The sequence below is a fragment of the Allobosea sp. P4_H5 genome, assembly GCF_056400825.1.
The window spans coordinates 68,255-86,223 of sequence record NZ_JBFUKM010000016.1; the positions used below are offsets into that span (position 1 = coordinate 68,255).

A 17,969-nucleotide genomic window follows, 5' to 3' on the forward strand; every position below is an offset into this window, starting at 1 on the left:
GCTTACGCGGTGACAGCGCGATGGCGTCGGAGGGTCAGAGCGCGGCGGCGTAGAATTCGAGATAGCGGCGCGTGACCTCGTTCCAGGAATAGGGCGCGAGGTCGAAGAGGCGTGGGCGCGTATTGCCGGGGTAGCGGACGAGATCGGCATGAGCCTGTTCGACGGCCAAAGCAGCCTCGTCCACATCGGCGAAATCGACGGTGCGGACGACCGGGAATTTGCTCGCCAGGCCGGCGAAGGCGGCATTGGGCTGGACGATCGGTACCAGCCCGGCACTCATCGCCTCGACCAAAGCAAGGCCGAAGCCCTCGAACTCGGAAGCCGAGACGAAGAGAGAGGCGCGGCTCATCACCTGCTTTGCCGCGGCATCGTCGAGACCGAGATGGAGCGTCACATTCTGCTCCATGCCGGCGTCTGAGATCGCCTTGCGCAGGGCCTCTTCGGTCCAGTCCGAGGCGACGCCGAGCATGTCGAGATGCCAGGAAGGCTCGCGCCGTGCCAGCGCCGCCATCGTCGCGATCAACCGGTCCGGCCGCTTGTTCTTGGAGAAGCGGCCGATGCTGACCAGGCGCCGCTGCGGGTCGGGGCTGGAGGCGCCGGCGAACTTGTCGAGGTCGACGCCGTTCTCGATCAGCCGGACCTTGCCGGGTGCGAGCCGCTCGAACATGCGGGCATCGTTCGTGCTGCAGCCGGCGATGCCGCGATAGACCTGGGCCGAAAGCCGGGTCGGGCCGTTGAACCAGATCTTCTTCAGGGCGGCGAAGTCACTGGTGTGGAAGAAGCCGCCATGGGTGGTGGCGACGAGAGGCTTGCGGTGCAGCAGCCAGCCCAGAGCAAGCGCATCGAAGAAGAAGTCGATCGCGTGGACATGGACGAGATCGGCATCGCGCAGGTGCTTGAAGACCTCGGGCGCCAGCGGATAGCGCGTCGATCCGCGGAAGGGGATGCGGGTGACAGGGATGCCGTCGATCACCTCGCTCGCCGGCAGGATGAGCTCCGGCCGCGAGAACAGGCGGTCGAGCGTCACCACCGAGGGCTTGAGGCCAAGCGCCAGCTGCGCCCGGCAGAGATTGGCGACGACATCTTCCAGCCCGCCGCGATTGGGCAGGAACTGGCGCACGACGTGGACGATGCGCGTGCCGGCCGGCAAAGCCGGCGCGGCGCGATGCGAGAACGGAGCGGTCACGATTTGGCCTCCCGGCCGCAGATGGCGCTGGGCCGCTTCGTCTTCAAGCGCTCGATCAGCACCTTCATCTGCGGGCGCTCGCCAGCCTTGGTCGGTTCGAGGTTGAAGATGTAGTCCGCCGGCCACCAGGGCCCGGCGCCCCAGGCGGTCCAGCCGAGCCATTGCTGCGGATGGGCGTCGACCTTCGCCGCCATCTCCTTGAGAGCGGCGAGGCATTCCGGCTTGTTCGAGGCGGCGAACTCGCCGAGGAAGCCGCGGCGGCCATTGGCCTTGAGCCAGGCGGTGACGTCGTCGAGCGCTTTCAGCGCACCGGCCGCGGCCGAGCATTCGGGAGCACGGCCTGAATAGTCGGCGTCGAGATATTGGTGGAAGTCGTAGGCGTAGCGGTCGAGCGGATCGACCACGCCGAGAAGGTCGCGGCCATTGTTGCCGACGGGCAGGTCGGAGGACCAGCTATGGGCGCCGCCGAAGGCCGTGCCGGTGACGAGCAGGAGCTGCTTGGCGCCAGCCTTGCGGATCGCGGCGATGGCGCTGTTCTGGATCTTCGCCCAGTTAGCGCTGGTGATGTCGTAGGGCTCGTTCATCAGCGAGAAGACGAGTTTGGGCCGGTCGCGATAGTGCTCGGCGAGCCGGCGCCAGACATCCGCGAGCGCCTCCGCCTGAAGCTCCTTCGAACCGAGCTGCTTCTTGGCGTAATAGCCGTAATTGTGCAGGTCGATGATGGCGATCAGCCCGGCCTCGTTGATCCGGCGGACCGTCTGGTCGAGATAGGCCAGCTCCATGATATCGAGCGAGCCGTTGAGCTGCGGCTGGAGGCGCTCCCAGCGGAAGGGCAGGCGGATGGCGCTAGCACCGAGTTTGCCGAGCCGTTGGATCGCGGCTTCGCCGGGATAGGTGTAGTCGGTGTCGACCTTGCCGGGCGTATCGCCGAATTCGGCACCGGACAGGTTGACGCCGCGCAGGCAAATCTCTGCCCGCGCTGGCAGGGCGGCGAGCAAAGCCAGGGCAAGAGTGGCAAGCCTCACGGCGCGACGATCCGCATCAGCGCATCGAGCAACCGGCGCCCGGCGGCAAGATGCGTGAAGTTGTGGTCGGCATCGGCGAGCATGCTCAGCGAGGCGTTCGGATAGGCGGCGAGGCCCTTGCCGGCTTCGCCGAAATAGGTCTCGAGCTCGGCCAGGCCGACATCGCCATCGGCATAGAGCAGCGAGAGCTCGACCTTGCGCGCGGCAAGCGTGGCGAAATGGCGATGGCACTGGTGGTGGAGCCGGCCATGCTTGGTCAGGCGCCCGAGCACCGGCGCGAGCTTGACCGAGAGCCGCTTGCGGTAGCGGTAGATCAGATAGCGTCCGGCCGGTCCGACGCGGAGTTTGCCGGTGAGCAGGCGGCGCAGCCCGTCCTTGCGGGCCAGCGTCGCCCCGAGATCGCCGACGCTGCGATGGGCATAGCGGATCGCATCCTCGACGCTCTCGTCGGGATCCCAGACGAAGCGCTCATTGTTGACGATGACGAGGCGGCGGATGCGTTCGTCGACGACGGCGGCATGGAAGGCGGCATAGGCGCCGCTGCAGCGCCCGATCAGGACCGGTGCGTCGAAGCCGCGCGCCTGCATGGCGTTGATGGCGAGGCGGACATCGTCGATCTGCGCCTGCGAATAGAGGATTTCCTCCGGACCGTCGGCCACCACCCCGCTGTCACCGACGCTGCTGGCATCGAAGCGCAATGAGGCGACGCCGCGCTGGGCGAAGGCACGCGCCTGGCTGACGCTGACCCGGGCCCAGCCGATATGGTAGTCGCGGCCGGCATTGACAAAGACGATGGTTTCGCGCGCCGCCGGCCCGAGCGGCTCGCAGAGCACGCCGAAGAGCCGGCCATCCGGGCCGAAGCGGATCGGCCGTTCGATGAAGCCGTCGCCGAGCAGGCCTTCGGCCCGGCCGGGCAATTGCGGCGTCCCGATGTCGACGGGAGCGGAGCCGGCAGCCGCTGCCCGCTCGGCGATCCAGTCGACGATCCCGGCGACGGTCGCCATGGGCGGTCGGGCCGCGGTCGGGTCGGTCGTCAGCGTCTCATAGCCGTCATAGTCGCGCTGCGTCACGGCGGCGCCGAGACCGTTGAGTGTCTCGGCGAGGGCCGCGTCGCCGCCATGGCCGGGCCGCGACAGCAGCAGCACCTGCTCGGACGGCGCTTGCCGGAGCGCTGCCGTGCCGAGCGTTGCGATCGCCGGCAGGCGGCCGGGCGCGATGCGCAGGCCCGCCACGGCGCAACGTGTATCGTCGTCGGGGTCGGTGCCGATGCCGATCCGGTCCGAGACGATGCGCGTCCAGGCCGAAAGCTCGCGCAGATAGCGCTTGCCGCTGCCGACCGGCGCCATCAGCACGCTCGCAGCGACCGGAGCGAGCTCCGCGGCGAGCTTGAGCGCCAGCGTCCCGCCGAGCCCCTGGCCGAGCAGGACGAGGCGCTCGCAGCCGCTGGCGCGCCGCAGCAGGCCCGCGGCGGCGCGGATGGTCTCGAACCAGTCGTCCAGCCCCTGCACATCGGCGGCTTCATGGGCGTCGCCCTGGCCGGGATAGTCGAAGCGCAGGCAGGCGATGCCCTTGTCCGAGATCGCCTGCGCCAGGCTGCGCCAGGTGGCGCGCAGGCAGAGTTCCTCGTAGCCGATGGCGCCGAGCATCAGCACCGCGACCGGGGCGTGGCCGGCATGGAGCATGCCCATGCTGCGGCCGAAGGTCACCGGCGTGCCGAAAGGCGAGGGGGCCGTCGCCGTCTCACCGGCGGGGTCGATACGATAGGCTGTGGCTGCCGTCATCGGCCGGCTCCTTCGCTGGCGCGGCCGGTCGGCAGCGGGTCTGGCTTGTCCTGCGGCGCGCCGCCGAACAGGAAGGGCCTGAAGAAGGCGGTCGCCATGTTGTCGATCCGCCATTTCTGCTTGATCCAGTACCAGGCGGCGAGGCTGGAGGCGGTGCTGAAGATCAGCCCGGCGATGGCGATGCCCATCAGCCCGCCGACCCGCGCCAGCGCGTAGAGCAGGCCGAGATAGAGGACGAACATGATCGCCCGCGCGATCAGGAAGAAGCGCTCGCCGCCGCCGATCATCAGCAGCCAGGAGCCGGGGCCGAAGAACGCGAGCGAGACCGAAAGCACGCAGAGCGCGGTCAGCACGTCCTCATGCTTGACGAATTCCGGATTGAACAAATGCAGGATGAAGGGCGCGACGACGACGAGCGCCAGCGCGCCCAGGAGCGAGATGCAGAAGCTCGCGAAGGACAGCCGCCCGATCAGCAACTGCGCGCCGGCGGTGTCGGACTTCTGGAAGCGGGCGGCGATCATCGGGATGCCGACCGTGTCGATCGCGGCCAGCGGCAGCAAGAGCAGCATCGAGATGCGCAGCGCGACGAAATAGAAGCCGGCTTCGTTCAGGCCGAGCAGCGCGCCGATCAGGATCGTTTCGAGATACGCCGAGGCCGAGTTCAGCACGTTGTTGGCGATGAAATAGCCGCTTTCCCGGCGCCACTCGCCATGGGTCGCCGCCGGCACCTGGTCGCGCGCCTTGAGCCAGCCCACCCCCTCGTCCTGCAGGAAGCAGACGCTCTGGTAGAGCGTGGTCGCGGCGAGCAGGACGGTGATGATCGCGATCGCGCCCGCGCCGCCGCCCAGGACGCCGGCGAGCCCGGCCCCGGCGATCAGCAGGATCGAGCTGCCGCGCCAGACGATCTCGCGCGGCACCAGCGACATGTTGATGCGGCCATGGATGCGGAAATAGTTCTGGAGGTATTCGCTCAGCGCAAAGATTGCGGCGAAGACGAAGGCGAGCCAGAGATAGTGATAGGTCGGCGGCAGCCGGTCCGCGAACAGCCAGAGCGGCAGCGCCGCCGCCAGCAGCACGAAGCAGCCCAATGCGAGCCAGCGCGCGTTGACGCCGAGCAGCGCCTGGTTGAGCGGATGGCCGCTCGCTTCGGCCCGGCGATAATGCTTCACCACCAGGATCTGCTGGCCGAGCACGGCGATCAGCCCGAGCGCGCTGCCGATCGAGAACAGGAAGACGTAGAGCCCGTATTCCGAGGTCGGCAGGAAATGGCTGGCGGCCAGCAGCACGAGGAAGCTGAGCAGCGTGCTGCTGAAGCGCGAGGAGAAGGCGGGCAGGAAGCGGCCGGCACCGTTCCAGGCGAGATCGAGCAATTCCCTCACGGCCTCGCCTCCCGCGGCTGCAGGAGGGCGTTCCCGGCCGGCTTGCCGACGAGACCATCGAAGACGGCGCCATAGGCGGCGGCGATCCGGTCCGGGCTGTAGCGGGCGGCGGCGGCGAACGCGCCGGCCGATTGCGTCGCGACCAGCGTGCGATCCCTGTCGTAGGCCATGATCTGCTCGGCCAGCGCGGCATCGTCACCCGGCGCGAACAGGGCGCCGTTGACGCCCGGCTGGATCGTCTCGGGGATGCCGCCAGACCTGGCGCCGATCACCGGCACGCCATGGGCGAAGGCCTCGATCACCACCCGGCCGAACGGCTCGCGGAACAGCGAGGGGACGGCGAGGACATCGATCTCAGGCAGGAACGCATCCGGCCTGGTCCAGCCGAGGAAGCGGGTGTTCTGCGCAGGGAAGCGCCCGGGCAGCGCCTTGGCATAGTCGCTGTGGCCGGTGCCGGCGATCAGGAACTCGACGGGCTGACCTGCGAGCCGCTGCGCTGCCGCTGCCAGCGTGTCCAGTCCCTTGACCGGATCGTGGACGCCAATGAAGCCGATGCGTAGCGGGCGCTCCACCAGCGGCGCCACGCGGGGCAGGGCGCCGGGGACGGGCGCGATCGCGCCGGGAATGGCGTGCGTCGACGCGTTCGGGAAATAGCCGTGCTCGGTGTGGCGGCCGATGATGAAATCGGTCTCGCCGATCACCGCGTCGACGAAGCGCGAATTGAGTTTCTTGCCATAGGACGTCGCCTGGCAGGAGCCGCAGGCGCGCCCGCAATTGTCGTTGCCGCGCCACATGCTGCCTTTCCAGCAGAGCAGGAAGGTGCTGCGCAGGATATGCGCGACCGGCACGCCGCAGCTCTTCGCCGCCGCCCAGGTCGCGACATTGATGTTCTCGATCGAGTCGGTCAGCACGACGTCCGGTCGCAGGCGCCTGATCTCGCGGCGCATGACAAAAAAGGCGCGCGGATTGAAGTTCTCCAGCGCATGCCAGATCGCCTTCTTCCAGCCTGGCCGGGGCAGACGGTAGTTCCAGTCGATGTTGAGCGAGCGCAGGCGGTGCACCGGCACGCCGTCATAGGTCTCGTGCTTGTCCTCGCCGGAGACGTTGACGACGGTCAGGTCATGGCCGGCCGCGAGCAGCAGCTTGGCGACGATCATCGCCGAGATCGGCCCGCCGCCGTCGATGAAGGGCGGGAACGCTGCACAGGCCATCAGGATACGCATGCTGTCTGGACTCGTCCTCGTCACGGCGCGTTTGCCGGGGCGGCCTTTCCCAAGGGCAGGAATAACCGGCACGAGCTAAGCAAAGGTTGGCGTGACCGAGGGATTTCTTCCTGTTGTAAACGAGGCATGAACGGGATCGCGCAGGCCGCAGGTAGGCTGGTCGAAAAACCATTCCGATCACGCTGATTTTCGTAAATGTTGAACTATCATCGGTGGCCCTGGAACGAAACATGTCTTTGAAAATGCTTTGGCTGTGTAGTTAATTTTCAGCGATCTGATCGATTGAATACTTGAATCAAATCGCCCTGAGTCTGTTGCCGAAATGTTAACTACGCCTCGGCAGGATGCGCGGTGGAATTCCAGCCGAGCCGTCGGCGCGTCCGGCCGTGGATGCGCCGTGCCGGGCCGGATCGAGGAGGCTTGTGGTGTCGGCTGCGTTCGAGGCGGGGAGACGGGAGGAGGCGCCGGTGAAGGACCGCGACTCCGCCGCTTTCAGCCTGTCCGAATTGCTCCAGCTGCTGCGCCGCCGCCGCTGGCTGGTGATCGCCAGTGCCGCAATCTGCCTGCTGTTCGCGCTCGCCTATCTTGCGGTGCAGGTCCCGGTCTATCGCGCCACCGCCGAGCTGCTCGTCGATCCGCAGGCGCTCCAGGTCGTCGGCAAGGACATCGTGCGCACCGACACCTCGGCCTCGATCGACTTCGCCAACGTCGACAGCCAGGCGCTGGTGATGACCTCCACCGGCGTGCTGCGCCAGCTGATCGAGGAGCTCGACCTCGAGAACGATCCCGCCTTCGTCCGGCCGCCGGGACTGGTCTCGCGCCTGCTCGGCAAGCTGGTGCAGCCGACGCCTGAGCAGCGGCTGGCCCAGGCGGTCGATGCGCTCAAGAAGGCGATCGTGATCCAGCGCGTCGACAACTCGCTGGTCTTCCGCATCACCGTTTCGCATCCGCAGGCGCAAAAGGCGGCCGACATCGCCAATGGGCTGGCTCAGGTCTATTTTCGCCAGGGCAATGACGGCCGCCGCGCTGTCGTCGAGCGCGCCAACATCTCGCTGATCGGCCAGATCGCCGGCCTGCGCACGCAGCTCGACGAGGCGGAGCGCGCCGTCCAGAGCTTCCGCAGCCAGCACAGCCTCGTCAGCACCGGCGAGGGAGGGCTCATCATCTCGCAGCAATTGCGCGATCTTTATGGCCAGATCAGCCAGGCGGAGGCCGAGCTTGCGCGCCAGCAGGCAAGGCGCGACCAGCTCGCCCGCTATCAGAGCCGCGATCCCCTGTCCGACACGCTGCCGGAGGCGCTCACTTCCTCGGTGGTGACCTCGCTCAGGGGGCAATACGCCCAGAGCGCGCGCGAGGCGGCGAGCCTTGCCCAGACGCTCGCGCCGCAGCATCCGCGCCTGATCGAGATCCGGGCCGAGCTCGCCGAAACGCGCAGGCTGCTGTCCGGAGAGCTCGCCCGCCTGCGTTCGACGGTGCAGGAAAGCTATCGTCAGACCGAGGCCAATCTCGCCAATCTCAGGAAGCGGGCGACGGAGCTGACCAAGTCGCAGGAGGTCAGCGGCGCCGCGCAGATCAAGCTGCGCCAGCTCGAGAGCGAGGCCGAGGCGGTGCGTGTCGTCTACAGCGCCTCGCTGCAGCGCGCCAAGGAACTGGAGCAGCAGAAGCGGATCGAGACCAATAATTCGCGCATGCTGTCGGAAGCGGTCGCGCCGGCGCAGCCGACCAAGCCGCCGGCTCCGGTCGTGCTCGCCGCAGCCCTGCTCTTCGGCGCCTGCGCCGGCCTCGGCATCGCCTATCTGCTGGAATGGCTGCCATCCTCGCGGATCATACCCGAGCGGCTGAAGCCGATGGCAGCGTTGACGCCGGAAGCCGCCGGCCAGGCGATCGGCGTCGGCACGGTGGTGTCGCTGCCTGCCGCGACCGCACGTCGCGAGGATGCGCTCATACCTGTGACGCGCCTGCTCCAGCGGACGCTGGGCCCGCATCTGCCGGCCTCCGTGATGATCGCCGGCTCGGTCGACGATGCGACGCAGGCGGCGCTCGCCGAACATCTCGCCAACAGCCTGGCGGCGCATGGCGAGAGCGTTCTGCTCTGCCAGGACGGCTCGGGCCGCGACATGAACATCCGCCGGATCGAGCCGACCGCCTCGGCCACGGCCAGGCCCGGGCGGCAGCGCAACTTCATCATCATGCGGCGCACCTCCCCGTCGGACGGCAAGGCGGGTGCGCGTCCAGACGCGATCGTGTTTGCCGCGTCCCTGATCGGCGAGACCCCACGCAGCCTGGTCGACCAGGCTGCGGCGATCGACCCAGTCGGCGAGCACATCGTCGCGCTCGTCATTCCCGAAGATGCGGGAACCGGCGCGCGCGGCCTGGCGTCGCGCTGGCTGCGCCGCCCGGCTCAGGCCGCGGCGTGACCGGGCAGATGGCGATGTCGGGCGGCGTCGATCCCGCCCGCCCGATGCCGACCCTGCCGCTCGCGCTGCTGATCGGCGCTCTCACCTTCAACATGGCGTTGTGCTTCATCAACACCAACGTCATGGGCATCAACGACACCATGGTGATGGGGTGCGAGGTCGTTCTGGTCGCAACCGCGCTCTATCTCGGCCTCGGCCGCAACGCCGCGCCATATCTGCTGCTGGCGGTGTTCTTCTCCTATGCCGTGCTGCTGATGGCGATGCGGCCGCTGATCGACCCCAAGGCGGTGCGCGACTTCCTGATCCCGGTCGCCTTCTATCTGCTCGGCAAGAGCTGCAACGATCCGCGCGTGGCCGATCGCGCCGCTTTGATCAGCGGGATCATCGTCGTCGTCTTCGGCCTGTTCGAATTCCTCGCCCTCGACCTCTACGTCACCTATTTCAACATCATCAAATACTATGTCGCGCGCGGCACGGTCGCACCGAGCGACGTCAGCAGCCAGACTGGCGCGCTCTTCGCCAGCGGCCTCAGGCCCGATTCGCGGACGCTGCTGCCCTTCCTCGGGCCGCACCGGGCCTCCTCGGTCTTCCTGGAGCCGATCTCGACCGGCAATTTCGGCGCGATCCTCTATATCTGGGCGTTGAATCGTCCGCAGATGGCCAAGCGCTGGCTGACCATGGCGGCGGGCATGACCGCGATCGTGCTCAGCGACTCCCGCTTCGGCGCCAATGTCTGCATCGTCGCGACGGTCGCCTATCTCACCGCGCCGATCACGCCGCGCTTCGTCTGGCTGGTGGCGCCCTTCGTCATGCTGATCGGGTTCGCGATCTACGGCTTCGTCAGCGCCGAGGTGAACTGGCAGAACAATTTCGCCGGCCGCATGCTCTGGACGTCGCGCCTGATCACCTCGCTCTCGCCGGCCGCGGTCTTCGGCCTGTCGCCCGACAAGCCCTTCCTGTCGGATTCCGGCTATGCCTATTCGCTGAACCAGATCGGGCTCTTCGGCGTCATCGGCTTCTGGAGTCTGTTCATCTTCGCGCCGGAGAAGTCGCCGCGAGCCTGGCGCTTCAAGGTCTGCGTCGCGACCTATATCTGCCTGCTGATGATCGTCAGCGACTCCGTCTATTCGATCAAGACGGCGGCCTTGCTCTGGTTCATGACCGGATCGAGCGATGCCGATGCCGGGCCTGAACCGGCACCGGCCGCCGAGCGCCGCATGGTTCCCAACTATTCCGCTGCAGCGACCGGCTGAATTCACCGGAAACCGAGTATTCGCGGCAATCCACTGTTTACCACATCTGCAGACGCCGGGCTGTGCGACGCTTCCGCCAGTCATTCTGCGGCCGGCGCAAGGTAACTTTAAATTTTATGCGTTAGGCCTGACGCAACGAACAACACGGCGTCAAACCAACCGACCGAAGCGTCCCGACGGCGATCGCCAGCGCCCTGCGCCAGCGTATGCCGCCGCGCGCCGGGGGGCGGAGCCAAAACGGGGCTGCACGGCAGCAGCGATGGCATCAGACAGGGCAGGACCGAAAGATGAAGACCAGGATCCGCGAAATCCTCAAGACCACCGGCAAGCTGCCGGTCGATGTCGCCACCATTGCCGACGAGGCCGATCTCTACAATGCCGGCCTCACCTCCTTCGGTACGGTCGAGCTGATGATGGCGCTCGAGGAGGCCTTCGAGGTCGAATTCCCCGACAACATGATGAACCGGCGCAACTTCGCCTCGATCGCCTCGATCGAGAACGCGATCCGCACCATCCAGAGCGAGCACGTCTGATGACGACGCTCGCCCGCCTGGCCGAAGCCGGCTACCAGCTCACCTCCGAGACATCGGGCGCCAGCGCCGAGGCGCAGAAGGCGATGATCGCCAAGGCGCGCAAGATCGCCAAGCTCGCGGCCGAGCATGCCGGCGATGTCGACGCCAAGTCGCGCTTCCCGCACGAGGTCTTCGAGGCGCTGAAGCGTGAGCGCCTGCTGGGGATCATGATCCCGGCGGCCCATGGCGGCGAGGAAGCGAGCCATGCGACCATCGCCGAGATCTGCTCGGTGCTGGCCCAGGCCTGCGCTTCGACCGGCATGATCTACGCGATGCACCAGATCAAGGCGTCGAGCCTGGTCGTGCATTGCAACGACGATCCCTGGCACGCCGGCTTCATGGCGCGCATCGCCCGCGAGCAACTGCTGCTCGCCTCGGCCACGACCGAGGGCGGCGGTGTCGGCGGCGATCTGCGCTCCTCGATCTGCGGAGTGGTACGCGAGGGCGACGACTTCACGCTCGACAAGGAGGGCTGCCTGATCTCCTACGGGGCGCAGGCCGACGCCATCCTGATCACCTCCCGGCGCACGCCCGAGGCCCCGCCTTCCGACCAGGTCATGTCCGTCCTGACCAAGGATCAGTACACGCTGGAGCGCAGCGCCGCCTGGGACACGATGGGCATGCGCGGCACCTGCTCCGACAATTTCACCTTCGCCGGCCGGGCTCCGGCCGAGCAGATCATCCCGGTGCCCTTCGCCGAGATCGCGGCGCAGTCGATGCTCCCCAACGCGCATCTGCTCTGGGCTTCGGTCTGGTACGGGATCGCGGCCGAGGCCGTCGCCCGCGCCGAGGGCTTCGTGCGCAGCGAGGCGCGCAAGCGTCCGGGCTCGACCCCGCCGAGCGCGCTGCGCCTGGCCGAGCTGCTCGCCCGCCTGCAGCAGTTCAAGGCGCTGGTCGTCGCCGGGCTCGATCGCTACGAGCGCGCCCGCGGCGATGCCGACGAACTCTCCTCAATGGGCTTCGTCGTGGCGATGAACAGCATCAAGGTCGTGGCCTCGCAGAGCGTCGGCGAGATCGTGATGCAGGCCTTCCTGATCTGCGGCATCCAGGGCTATCGCAATGACAGCCCGGCGAGCCTGGCGCGCCTGATGCGCGATGCGCTCTCGGCGCCGATCATGATCAACAACGACCGAATCCTCGGCAACACCTCCAACCTGCTGGCGGTCTACAAGCACGACCCCAGCCTTTCCAGGTGATCGCATGTGCCAGAACTGCCCCCAGCCGCAGGGCTTCCTCGCGGAACTGATCGATAACGGCCTGCTGATCGACATCGGCGTCGATGGGCTCTATGGCCGCAGCGGCCTGTTCGAGCAGGTCATCGCCCGCTTCGACGACCTGATCACCCGCCATGGCGGCCAGGACGGCGCCGAGGTCGTACGCTTTCCGCCGGCGATGAGCCGCAAGCATTTCGAGAGGAGCGGCTATCTCAAGAGTTTCCCGCAGCTTGCCGGCACCGTGCATTCCTTCGCAGGCGACGAGCGCGCCCATGCCGAATTGCTGCACAAGGTGGCTGATGGGGTCGACTGGACCGACGGACAGGTCTCGACCGAGGTCGTCCTGACCCCGGCCGCCTGCTACCCGCTCTATCCGGTCGTGGCCAAGCGCGGCCCGCTCAAGGAGGAAGGCGCGCTGTTCGACCTGCAATCCTATTGCTTCCGGCACGAGCCCTCGAAGGACCCGGCCCGGATGCAGCTCTTCCGGATGCGCGAATATGTCTGCTTCGGCACGCCCGAGCAGGTCACGGAGTTCCGTGCGCTCTGGCTCGAACGCGGCCGGGAGATGATGGCTTCGCTCGGCGTGCCCCTGCATCTCGACGTCGCCAACGACCCGTTCTTCGGCCGCGCCGGCCGCATGCTCGCCAACAACCAGCGCGACCAGCGCCTGAAGTTCGAGCTGCTGATCCCGATCGAGAGCGAGGAGAAGCCGACCGCCTGCCTCTCCTTCAACTACCATCAGGACCATTTCGGTACGACCTGGGGCATTCAGACCGCGGCCGGCGAGACCGCACACACCGCCTGCGTCGGCTTCGGCATGGAGCGGGTGGCGCTCGCTCTGTTCAAGCACCACGGCTACGACGTCGAGCGCTGGCCGACTGCGGTCCGCAACGTGCTCTGGCCGTGAGCGCGATGACGGCACAGCAAAAGATCGCCGCGCCCGCCGCCATGGCGGGCCGGCTCCTGCCGGTCGATCCGCTCGCCTATGACAAGCATGCCATGCATGCCGGCGAGCGGCATTGGCCGCAGACCAATTGCTATGCCGATCTCTGGATCGAGATCCTGCATGCGCTCGGCCTGGAGCCGGCCGCGGCCTTTGGCTTCACCATCACCCAGGATTTCGAGGGCGACCAGTTCACTTTCTTCAAGCCGCCGCTCGACGATCTCGAAGCGCTCTACGGCCTCAAGGTGACGGAGCTTGCGCTCTATGACGAGCTGATCGGCCATATCGAGCAGCAGATCGGGCTTGGTCGGCTGGTCCTGCTCGAACTCGATTCCTTCTACATGCCCGACACGCGCGGCGTTTCCTATCGCGACAGCCATGGCAAGACGACGATCGCAGTGAACCGGCTCGACCGCGCCGGACGCGAGCTCGATTATTTCCACAATGACGGTTTGCACCGCGCCGAAGGAGAGGACTTCGACGGGCTGTTCCGGCTGCTGCCGGGGCAGATGCGCGAGGACACGCTCTTCCCCTATGCGGAGATGGTGCGCCTGCCGCAGCGCCGGCCGGACGAGGCGACCTTGCGCGCCACCGCGCTGAAGCTACTCGCCCGCCATGTCGCGCGCCGGCCGACCGACAATCCGGTCGCGGCCTTCCGTACTGTAGCGATCGCGCAGGCCGAGGCACTGGCCGAGCGGCCCGGCGCAGCCTTCCATCACTACGCCTTCAACACGCTGCGCCAGCTGGGCGCCAATTTTGAGCTGCTCGCCAGCCACCTCGCCTGGCTCGGCCAGTCGGTCGATGGGCTGGAGGTCGCCCGCGATGGCTCCCTGCGCATCGCCGAGGGCGCCAAGGTGGCGCAGTTCCATCTGGCACGGGCGATGAAGCAGAAGCGCTTCGAACGGTTCGATGCGACGCTGGCCGGCCTCGTCGGCGAGCACGATCATGTCAGCGAGGCGCTCGGGCAGCGCTTCCCCGGCTGAGCCATGGCCCGCATCGTTGCGCGCAGCGGAGAACGGGTAGAGCCGCTCGCAGGCTGGTCCTGGCTCGCGACGGCTGCCGATGCCGCCGCAACGCCCGCCGACCTGCCGGAGGCCGGCGATTGGCAGGAGGCGGCAGTTCCCGGCACGGTCGCCGGGACGCTGCGCGCCCTTGGCCGGCTCGACGATGCCAGCGCCAATGCGATCGGCCAGCAGGATCACTGGTATCGCACGCGGCTGACGGAAGCCCTGAATGGACGCTTGCGTTTCGAGGGGCTGGCGACCGTTACCGAGATCTGGGTCAGCGGCGTCAAGCAGGCCGACAACGCCTCGATGTTCGCGCCCGTCGAGCTTGCCGTCGATTGCCCGGCCGGAACCGAGATCGCGTTGTGCTTCCGCGCACTCGCGCCGAAGCTCGCTGGGGCTCCGCGCCGTTCCCGCTGGCGCCCGGCAATGATCCAGCCCAATGGCTTGCGCTGGTTCCGCACCAGTGCGCTTGGCTCGATGCCGGGCTGGTGCCCGCCCGGCCTGCCGACCGGGCCGTATCGTCCGGTGCTGCGGATCGAGAGCGAGGCGAATGCGCCGAGGTTCGAAGCCGTCGATCTGCGCACGCGCTATGATGGGCAGACCGGCACCATCGCGCTCAGTCTCACGCTGGCCGCGAACGCGGCGTTGCCGGCTCGTGCGATTATGCGCTGCGCCGGCGACGAAGCGGCCTTGCACGCGGATGGTGACAGTCGATTAGCCGGATCATTATCTCTGCCCGGCATCGCGCCCTGGTTCCCGCATACTCATGGCGAGCCGGCGCTGCACGATCTCACCCTGACGCTCGATGGCGAGACGATCGATCTCGGCCGTGTCGGCTTCCGCTCGCTCGAAGTCGATCGCGGCGACGATGGCGAGGGCTTCGGCCTCGTCGTCAACGGCGTCCCGGTGTTCTGCCGCGGCGCCTGCTGGAGCAATGCCGACGTCGTCACGCTGGCCAGCGGCCGCGCGGCCTACGAGCCCTGGCTCCGGCTGGCGCGCGAGGCCGGCATGAACATGATCCGCCTGCCCGGCGTGATGACCTATGAGGACGAGGCCTTCTTCGCGCTCTGCGACGAACTCGGCATCATGGTCTGGCAGGAGATGATGCTGGCCAATTTCGACTATCCGCAGGGCGATGCCGGCTTCCGCGCGGCGATCGCGGCGGAGGTCGAGGCGCTGCTCAGCCGCACGCAGGGCTCGCCAAGCCTCGCCGTGCTCTGCGGTGGCAGCGAGGTCTTCCAGCAGTCGGCGATGCTGGGCGCGCCGCCCGAGGCCTGGTCCGGCCCGGTCTTCGACGAGGTTCTGCCGGAGGCGGTCGCTCGCCTTCGCCCCGACATCGCCTATGTCCCGAACTCGCCTTCGGGCGGGCCGTTGCCCTTCGTCGCCGACAAGGGCGTGACGCATTATTACGGCGTCGGCGCCTATATGCGCGGCCTCGACGATGCCCGCCGCGCCAATGTGCGTTTCGCCGCCGAAAGCCTCGCCTTTGCCAATGTGCCGGAGGAGGTCTCGCTGCGGTCAGGCAAGCCGCCGGCGATCACGCATCATCCCGACTGGAAGCGCGCCGTGCCGCGCGATGCCGGCGCTTCCTGGGATTTCGAGGATGTCCGCGACCACTATCTCGAACGGCTCTACGGGCTCGAACCGGCGCGGCTGCGGCGCGAGGACCCGGAGCGCTATTTTGCGCTGTCGCGCGCGACCGTCGCCGAGGTGATGGAAGAGACCTTCGCCGAATGGCGCCGGCCGGGCTCGCCGACATCAGGCGCGCTGGTCTGGCTTCTGCAGGACCTGCAACCCGGCGCCGGCTGGGGCGTCATCGCCAGCGACGGCGAGCCGAAATCGGCCTGGTACGGGCTCGCCCGCGCCTTCCGCCCGGTCCAGCTCGCGATGACCGACGAGGGCGTCAATGGCCTCGCGCTGCATGTCTTGAACGAGCGTCCCGAGCCGCTGGCTGCGACGGTCGAATTGACCTGCTGGCGCGCCGGCGAGGTCGAGGTCATCAAGGCGAAGCGCGAGGTCGCCCTGGCGCCGCGCGCTGCAATGACACTCTCGGCCTTCGATCTGATCGGTCGCTTCTTCGATATCGCCTATGCCTATCGCTTCGGCCCGCCCGGCCATGACGTGATCTCGGCTGTGCTGCGCGATGCCGCGAGCGGCGCGGTGCTCGCCGAGGCCTTCCATTTTCCGCTCGGGCGCGGCCAGGAGCGCCATCATTGCGGACTTGTCGCGCAGCTGGAGCGCGACGGCGACGACTGGAACCTTGTCCTGTCGACACAGCGCTTCGCGCAATCGGTCGAGATCGTCGATGCCGGCTGGCGGCCGGAGCGGAGCTGGTTCCATCTGGCGCCGGGCGAGCCGCGCCGGGTTCGCCTGCATCGACGCCTGGGCACCAGCGGTGAGCCCTCCGGCGAGGTCCGCGCCGTCAATGCGCTAGACCGTGCCGGCTACGCCTCGGGAGTGTAAAGGCTCAGCCCTCCGCGCCGACCAGGGCGTCGATCTCGCTGCGCTTTTCTTCGACATGGTGCAGGAGCGGATCGAGATGCGGCACGCGGTCGCCGGCCGCCGCGAAGGGGACGGCCTCGCGCACCAAAGCGAAGAGCTTGCCGGTGGCCGCGCCGAGCGGCGTCGCCTTGCGGCTCTGGGTCGCCTGGGCCGCGACCATCAGCTCGATCCCCGCGATCGACTTGCACAGGCCCGCCACCTCCATCGTCTTGCGCGCCGCGAAGGTCGCCATGCCCGCCCGGTCGAGATTGCCGTTTGAGTGACTCGAACTCGCGAGTTCCTGGACCACTGGCGCCGTTGCCAGCCGCGCCTCCGAGGTGATCGCCTTGTGGAACTGGGCAAGGCCGTTGAAGCCGGGCAGGCCGACGCCGTCCTCCTCGATCAGGCCGACCGTCAGACCCGACCAGAAGGAATCGACCTGCTTGGCGACGCGCTCGGCGGAAGCCGTCACGACCGGCGCGAAGGCGAGCCGGGCGATGTCGAGCGCCATCGACAGCGAGACCGTGTCGAAATTGGCGACCGAGACCAGCGAGCGCTCTTCCAGCGAGACGATCGGATTGTTCTGGCTCGACCGGAGCTCCGTCTCGATCTGGCGCCAGGCGAAATCCAGGCTGTCGGCCGCGGTGCCGTGCAGCAGCGGCAGCGAACGGAAGCTGAGCGGGTCCTGCAGATGGCGCGGCCCGCCTTCGGCGAAAAGGTAGCTGCCGTCGAGATAACGCCTGATCCGGCGCCCATGTCGTTCCAACCCGGCGAAGGGGCGCGAGCGCAAAGCGGCCTCCGAGACGATCGACGGGTTGGCGGCGAAGCCCTCCATGCTGAGCGCGCCGATCAGGCTCCAGAGGTCGAGACTGCGCTGCAGGTCGGCCATGGCGAGCGCTGCGATGCCAAGGGCGAGCGCGCTTGAATTCAGCATCGCCAGCGCTTCGCCCGCTTGGAGGTCGAGATCGCCATAGAGTGCGAGAGCCAGATCGGTGATCGGGGCCATGTCGCTCTGGCCCATCGAGCCCCAGACATGCACCTCGATCCGCCGGTCGCTGTTGAGCGCGTCGGTGAGCCGCTCGGCCAGGAGCGGGCGTACGCCGAGGCGCCCGCTCGCCATCGAGTTGAGCAGGACGAGCATCATCGCCCGGACGGCCTCGGGCGAGGCGAGGGGGCCGTGCGCGACATTGTGGATGAGCAGCAGGCGGCGGTTGAACTCGCCGATGCGCTCAGGGGCGAGCGGGACGCCGGTCTTCGCGCCGACGCTGGTGGTGACACCGTAGATCTTCTCGCCGCGCGCCACGGCGTCGTCGATGATGGCGCGGGCGGCTTTCATCCGCTCGATCGCCTCCGGCGTCACGGCGACACGTGCCTTCTCCCTGGCGACGCGGACGATCTCGTCGATGGTCAGGTCGAAGCCGGTGATGTCGACATGGCTCATGATCGCTCGTCCTGATCTCGGGCACGTTCTTCGCTGATCCGTTCAAT

General features: G+C 67.8%; 13 protein-coding genes. 7 read left to right on the forward strand and 6 right to left on the reverse strand.

The window, feature by feature from the left end:
• Positions 1-34: 34 nt before the first annotated feature.
• From AC1DS0_RS26910 to AC1DS0_RS26930, 5 genes are read right to left on the reverse strand one after another with little or no spacing between them, the layout of a single operon-like run.
• Positions 35-1,186: a glycosyltransferase family 4 protein gene (locus AC1DS0_RS26910; protein WP_476817287.1), complete on the reverse strand. Its 1,152-nt coding sequence runs from the start codon at positions 1,184-1,186 to the stop codon at positions 35-37.
• A complete protein-coding gene (locus tag AC1DS0_RS26915) occupies positions 1,183-2,211 on the reverse strand; it encodes a glycoside hydrolase family 5 protein (RefSeq protein ID WP_476817288.1) in 1,029 nt (342 codons plus the stop codon). Before AC1DS0_RS26915 ends, AC1DS0_RS26910 begins: the two co-directional genes overlap by 4 nt.
• Positions 2,208-3,992, reverse strand: coding sequence for a serine aminopeptidase domain-containing protein (locus AC1DS0_RS26920; protein ID WP_476817289.1), 1,785 nt, complete (start codon positions 3,990-3,992; stop codon positions 2,208-2,210). Before AC1DS0_RS26920 ends, AC1DS0_RS26915 begins: the two co-directional genes overlap by 4 nt.
• A complete protein-coding gene (locus AC1DS0_RS26925) occupies positions 3,989-5,371 on the reverse strand; it encodes a lipopolysaccharide biosynthesis protein (protein WP_476817290.1) in 1,383 nt (460 codons plus the stop codon). Before AC1DS0_RS26925 ends, AC1DS0_RS26920 begins: the two co-directional genes overlap by 4 nt.
• Entirely contained in the window at positions 5,368-6,594 is a 1,227-nt protein-coding gene (locus AC1DS0_RS26930; RefSeq protein ID WP_476817291.1) for a glycosyltransferase family 4 protein, read from the reverse strand. The genes AC1DS0_RS26925 and AC1DS0_RS26930 overlap by 4 nt, the downstream gene beginning before the upstream one ends.
• A 425-nt stretch (positions 6,595-7,019) precedes the next feature.
• Here AC1DS0_RS26930 and AC1DS0_RS26935 point away from each other — a divergent pair, with 425 nt between their 5' ends.
• The 7 genes from AC1DS0_RS26935 to AC1DS0_RS26965 all read left to right on the forward strand — a co-directional run bounded on the left by AC1DS0_RS26935 (position 7,020) and on the right by AC1DS0_RS26965 (position 16,463).
• Complete coding sequence (locus AC1DS0_RS26935) at positions 7,020-9,011, forward strand: GumC family protein (RefSeq protein WP_476817292.1); 1,992 nt, start codon at positions 7,020-7,022, stop codon at positions 9,009-9,011.
• Positions 9,008-10,264 carry a hypothetical protein gene (locus AC1DS0_RS26940; RefSeq protein ID WP_476817293.1) on the forward strand — a complete coding sequence of 419 codons (1,257 nt, stop codon included), beginning with the start codon at positions 9,008-9,010 and terminating at the stop codon, positions 10,262-10,264. Before AC1DS0_RS26935 ends, AC1DS0_RS26940 begins: the two co-directional genes overlap by 4 nt.
• Positions 10,265-10,551: 287 nt before the next feature.
• The gene (locus AC1DS0_RS26945) at positions 10,552-10,797 is read left to right on the forward strand and encodes an acyl carrier protein (RefSeq protein WP_476817294.1); all 246 of its coding nucleotides are present in this window, start codon (positions 10,552-10,554) and stop codon (positions 10,795-10,797) included.
• Positions 10,797-12,032, forward strand: a complete 1,236-nt coding sequence (locus tag AC1DS0_RS26950; RefSeq protein WP_476817295.1) for an acyl-CoA dehydrogenase family protein — start codon at positions 10,797-10,799, stop codon at positions 12,030-12,032. The genes AC1DS0_RS26945 and AC1DS0_RS26950 overlap by 1 nt, the downstream gene beginning before the upstream one ends.
• A gap of 4 nt (positions 12,033-12,036) precedes the next feature.
• Entirely contained in the window at positions 12,037-12,957 is a 921-nt protein-coding gene (locus AC1DS0_RS26955) for an amino acid--[acyl-carrier-protein] ligase (protein WP_476817296.1), read from the forward strand.
• Between the two features lie 5 nt (positions 12,958-12,962).
• Positions 12,963-13,976 carry a DUF1839 family protein gene (locus AC1DS0_RS26960; RefSeq protein WP_476817297.1) on the forward strand — a complete coding sequence of 338 codons (1,014 nt, stop codon included), beginning with the start codon at positions 12,963-12,965 and terminating at the stop codon, positions 13,974-13,976.
• A 3-nt stretch (positions 13,977-13,979) separates the two neighbouring features.
• Complete coding sequence (locus AC1DS0_RS26965; protein ID WP_476817298.1) at positions 13,980-16,463, forward strand: glycoside hydrolase family 2 protein; 2,484 nt, start codon at positions 13,980-13,982, stop codon at positions 16,461-16,463.
• 4 nt (positions 16,464-16,467) lie between these two features.
• Here the strand turns inward: AC1DS0_RS26965 and AC1DS0_RS26970 are convergent, their stop codons facing one another.
• Complete coding sequence (locus AC1DS0_RS26970; RefSeq protein WP_476817299.1) at positions 16,468-17,922, reverse strand: aromatic amino acid lyase; 1,455 nt, start codon at positions 17,920-17,922, stop codon at positions 16,468-16,470.
• Positions 17,923-17,969: the final 47 nt, after the last annotated feature.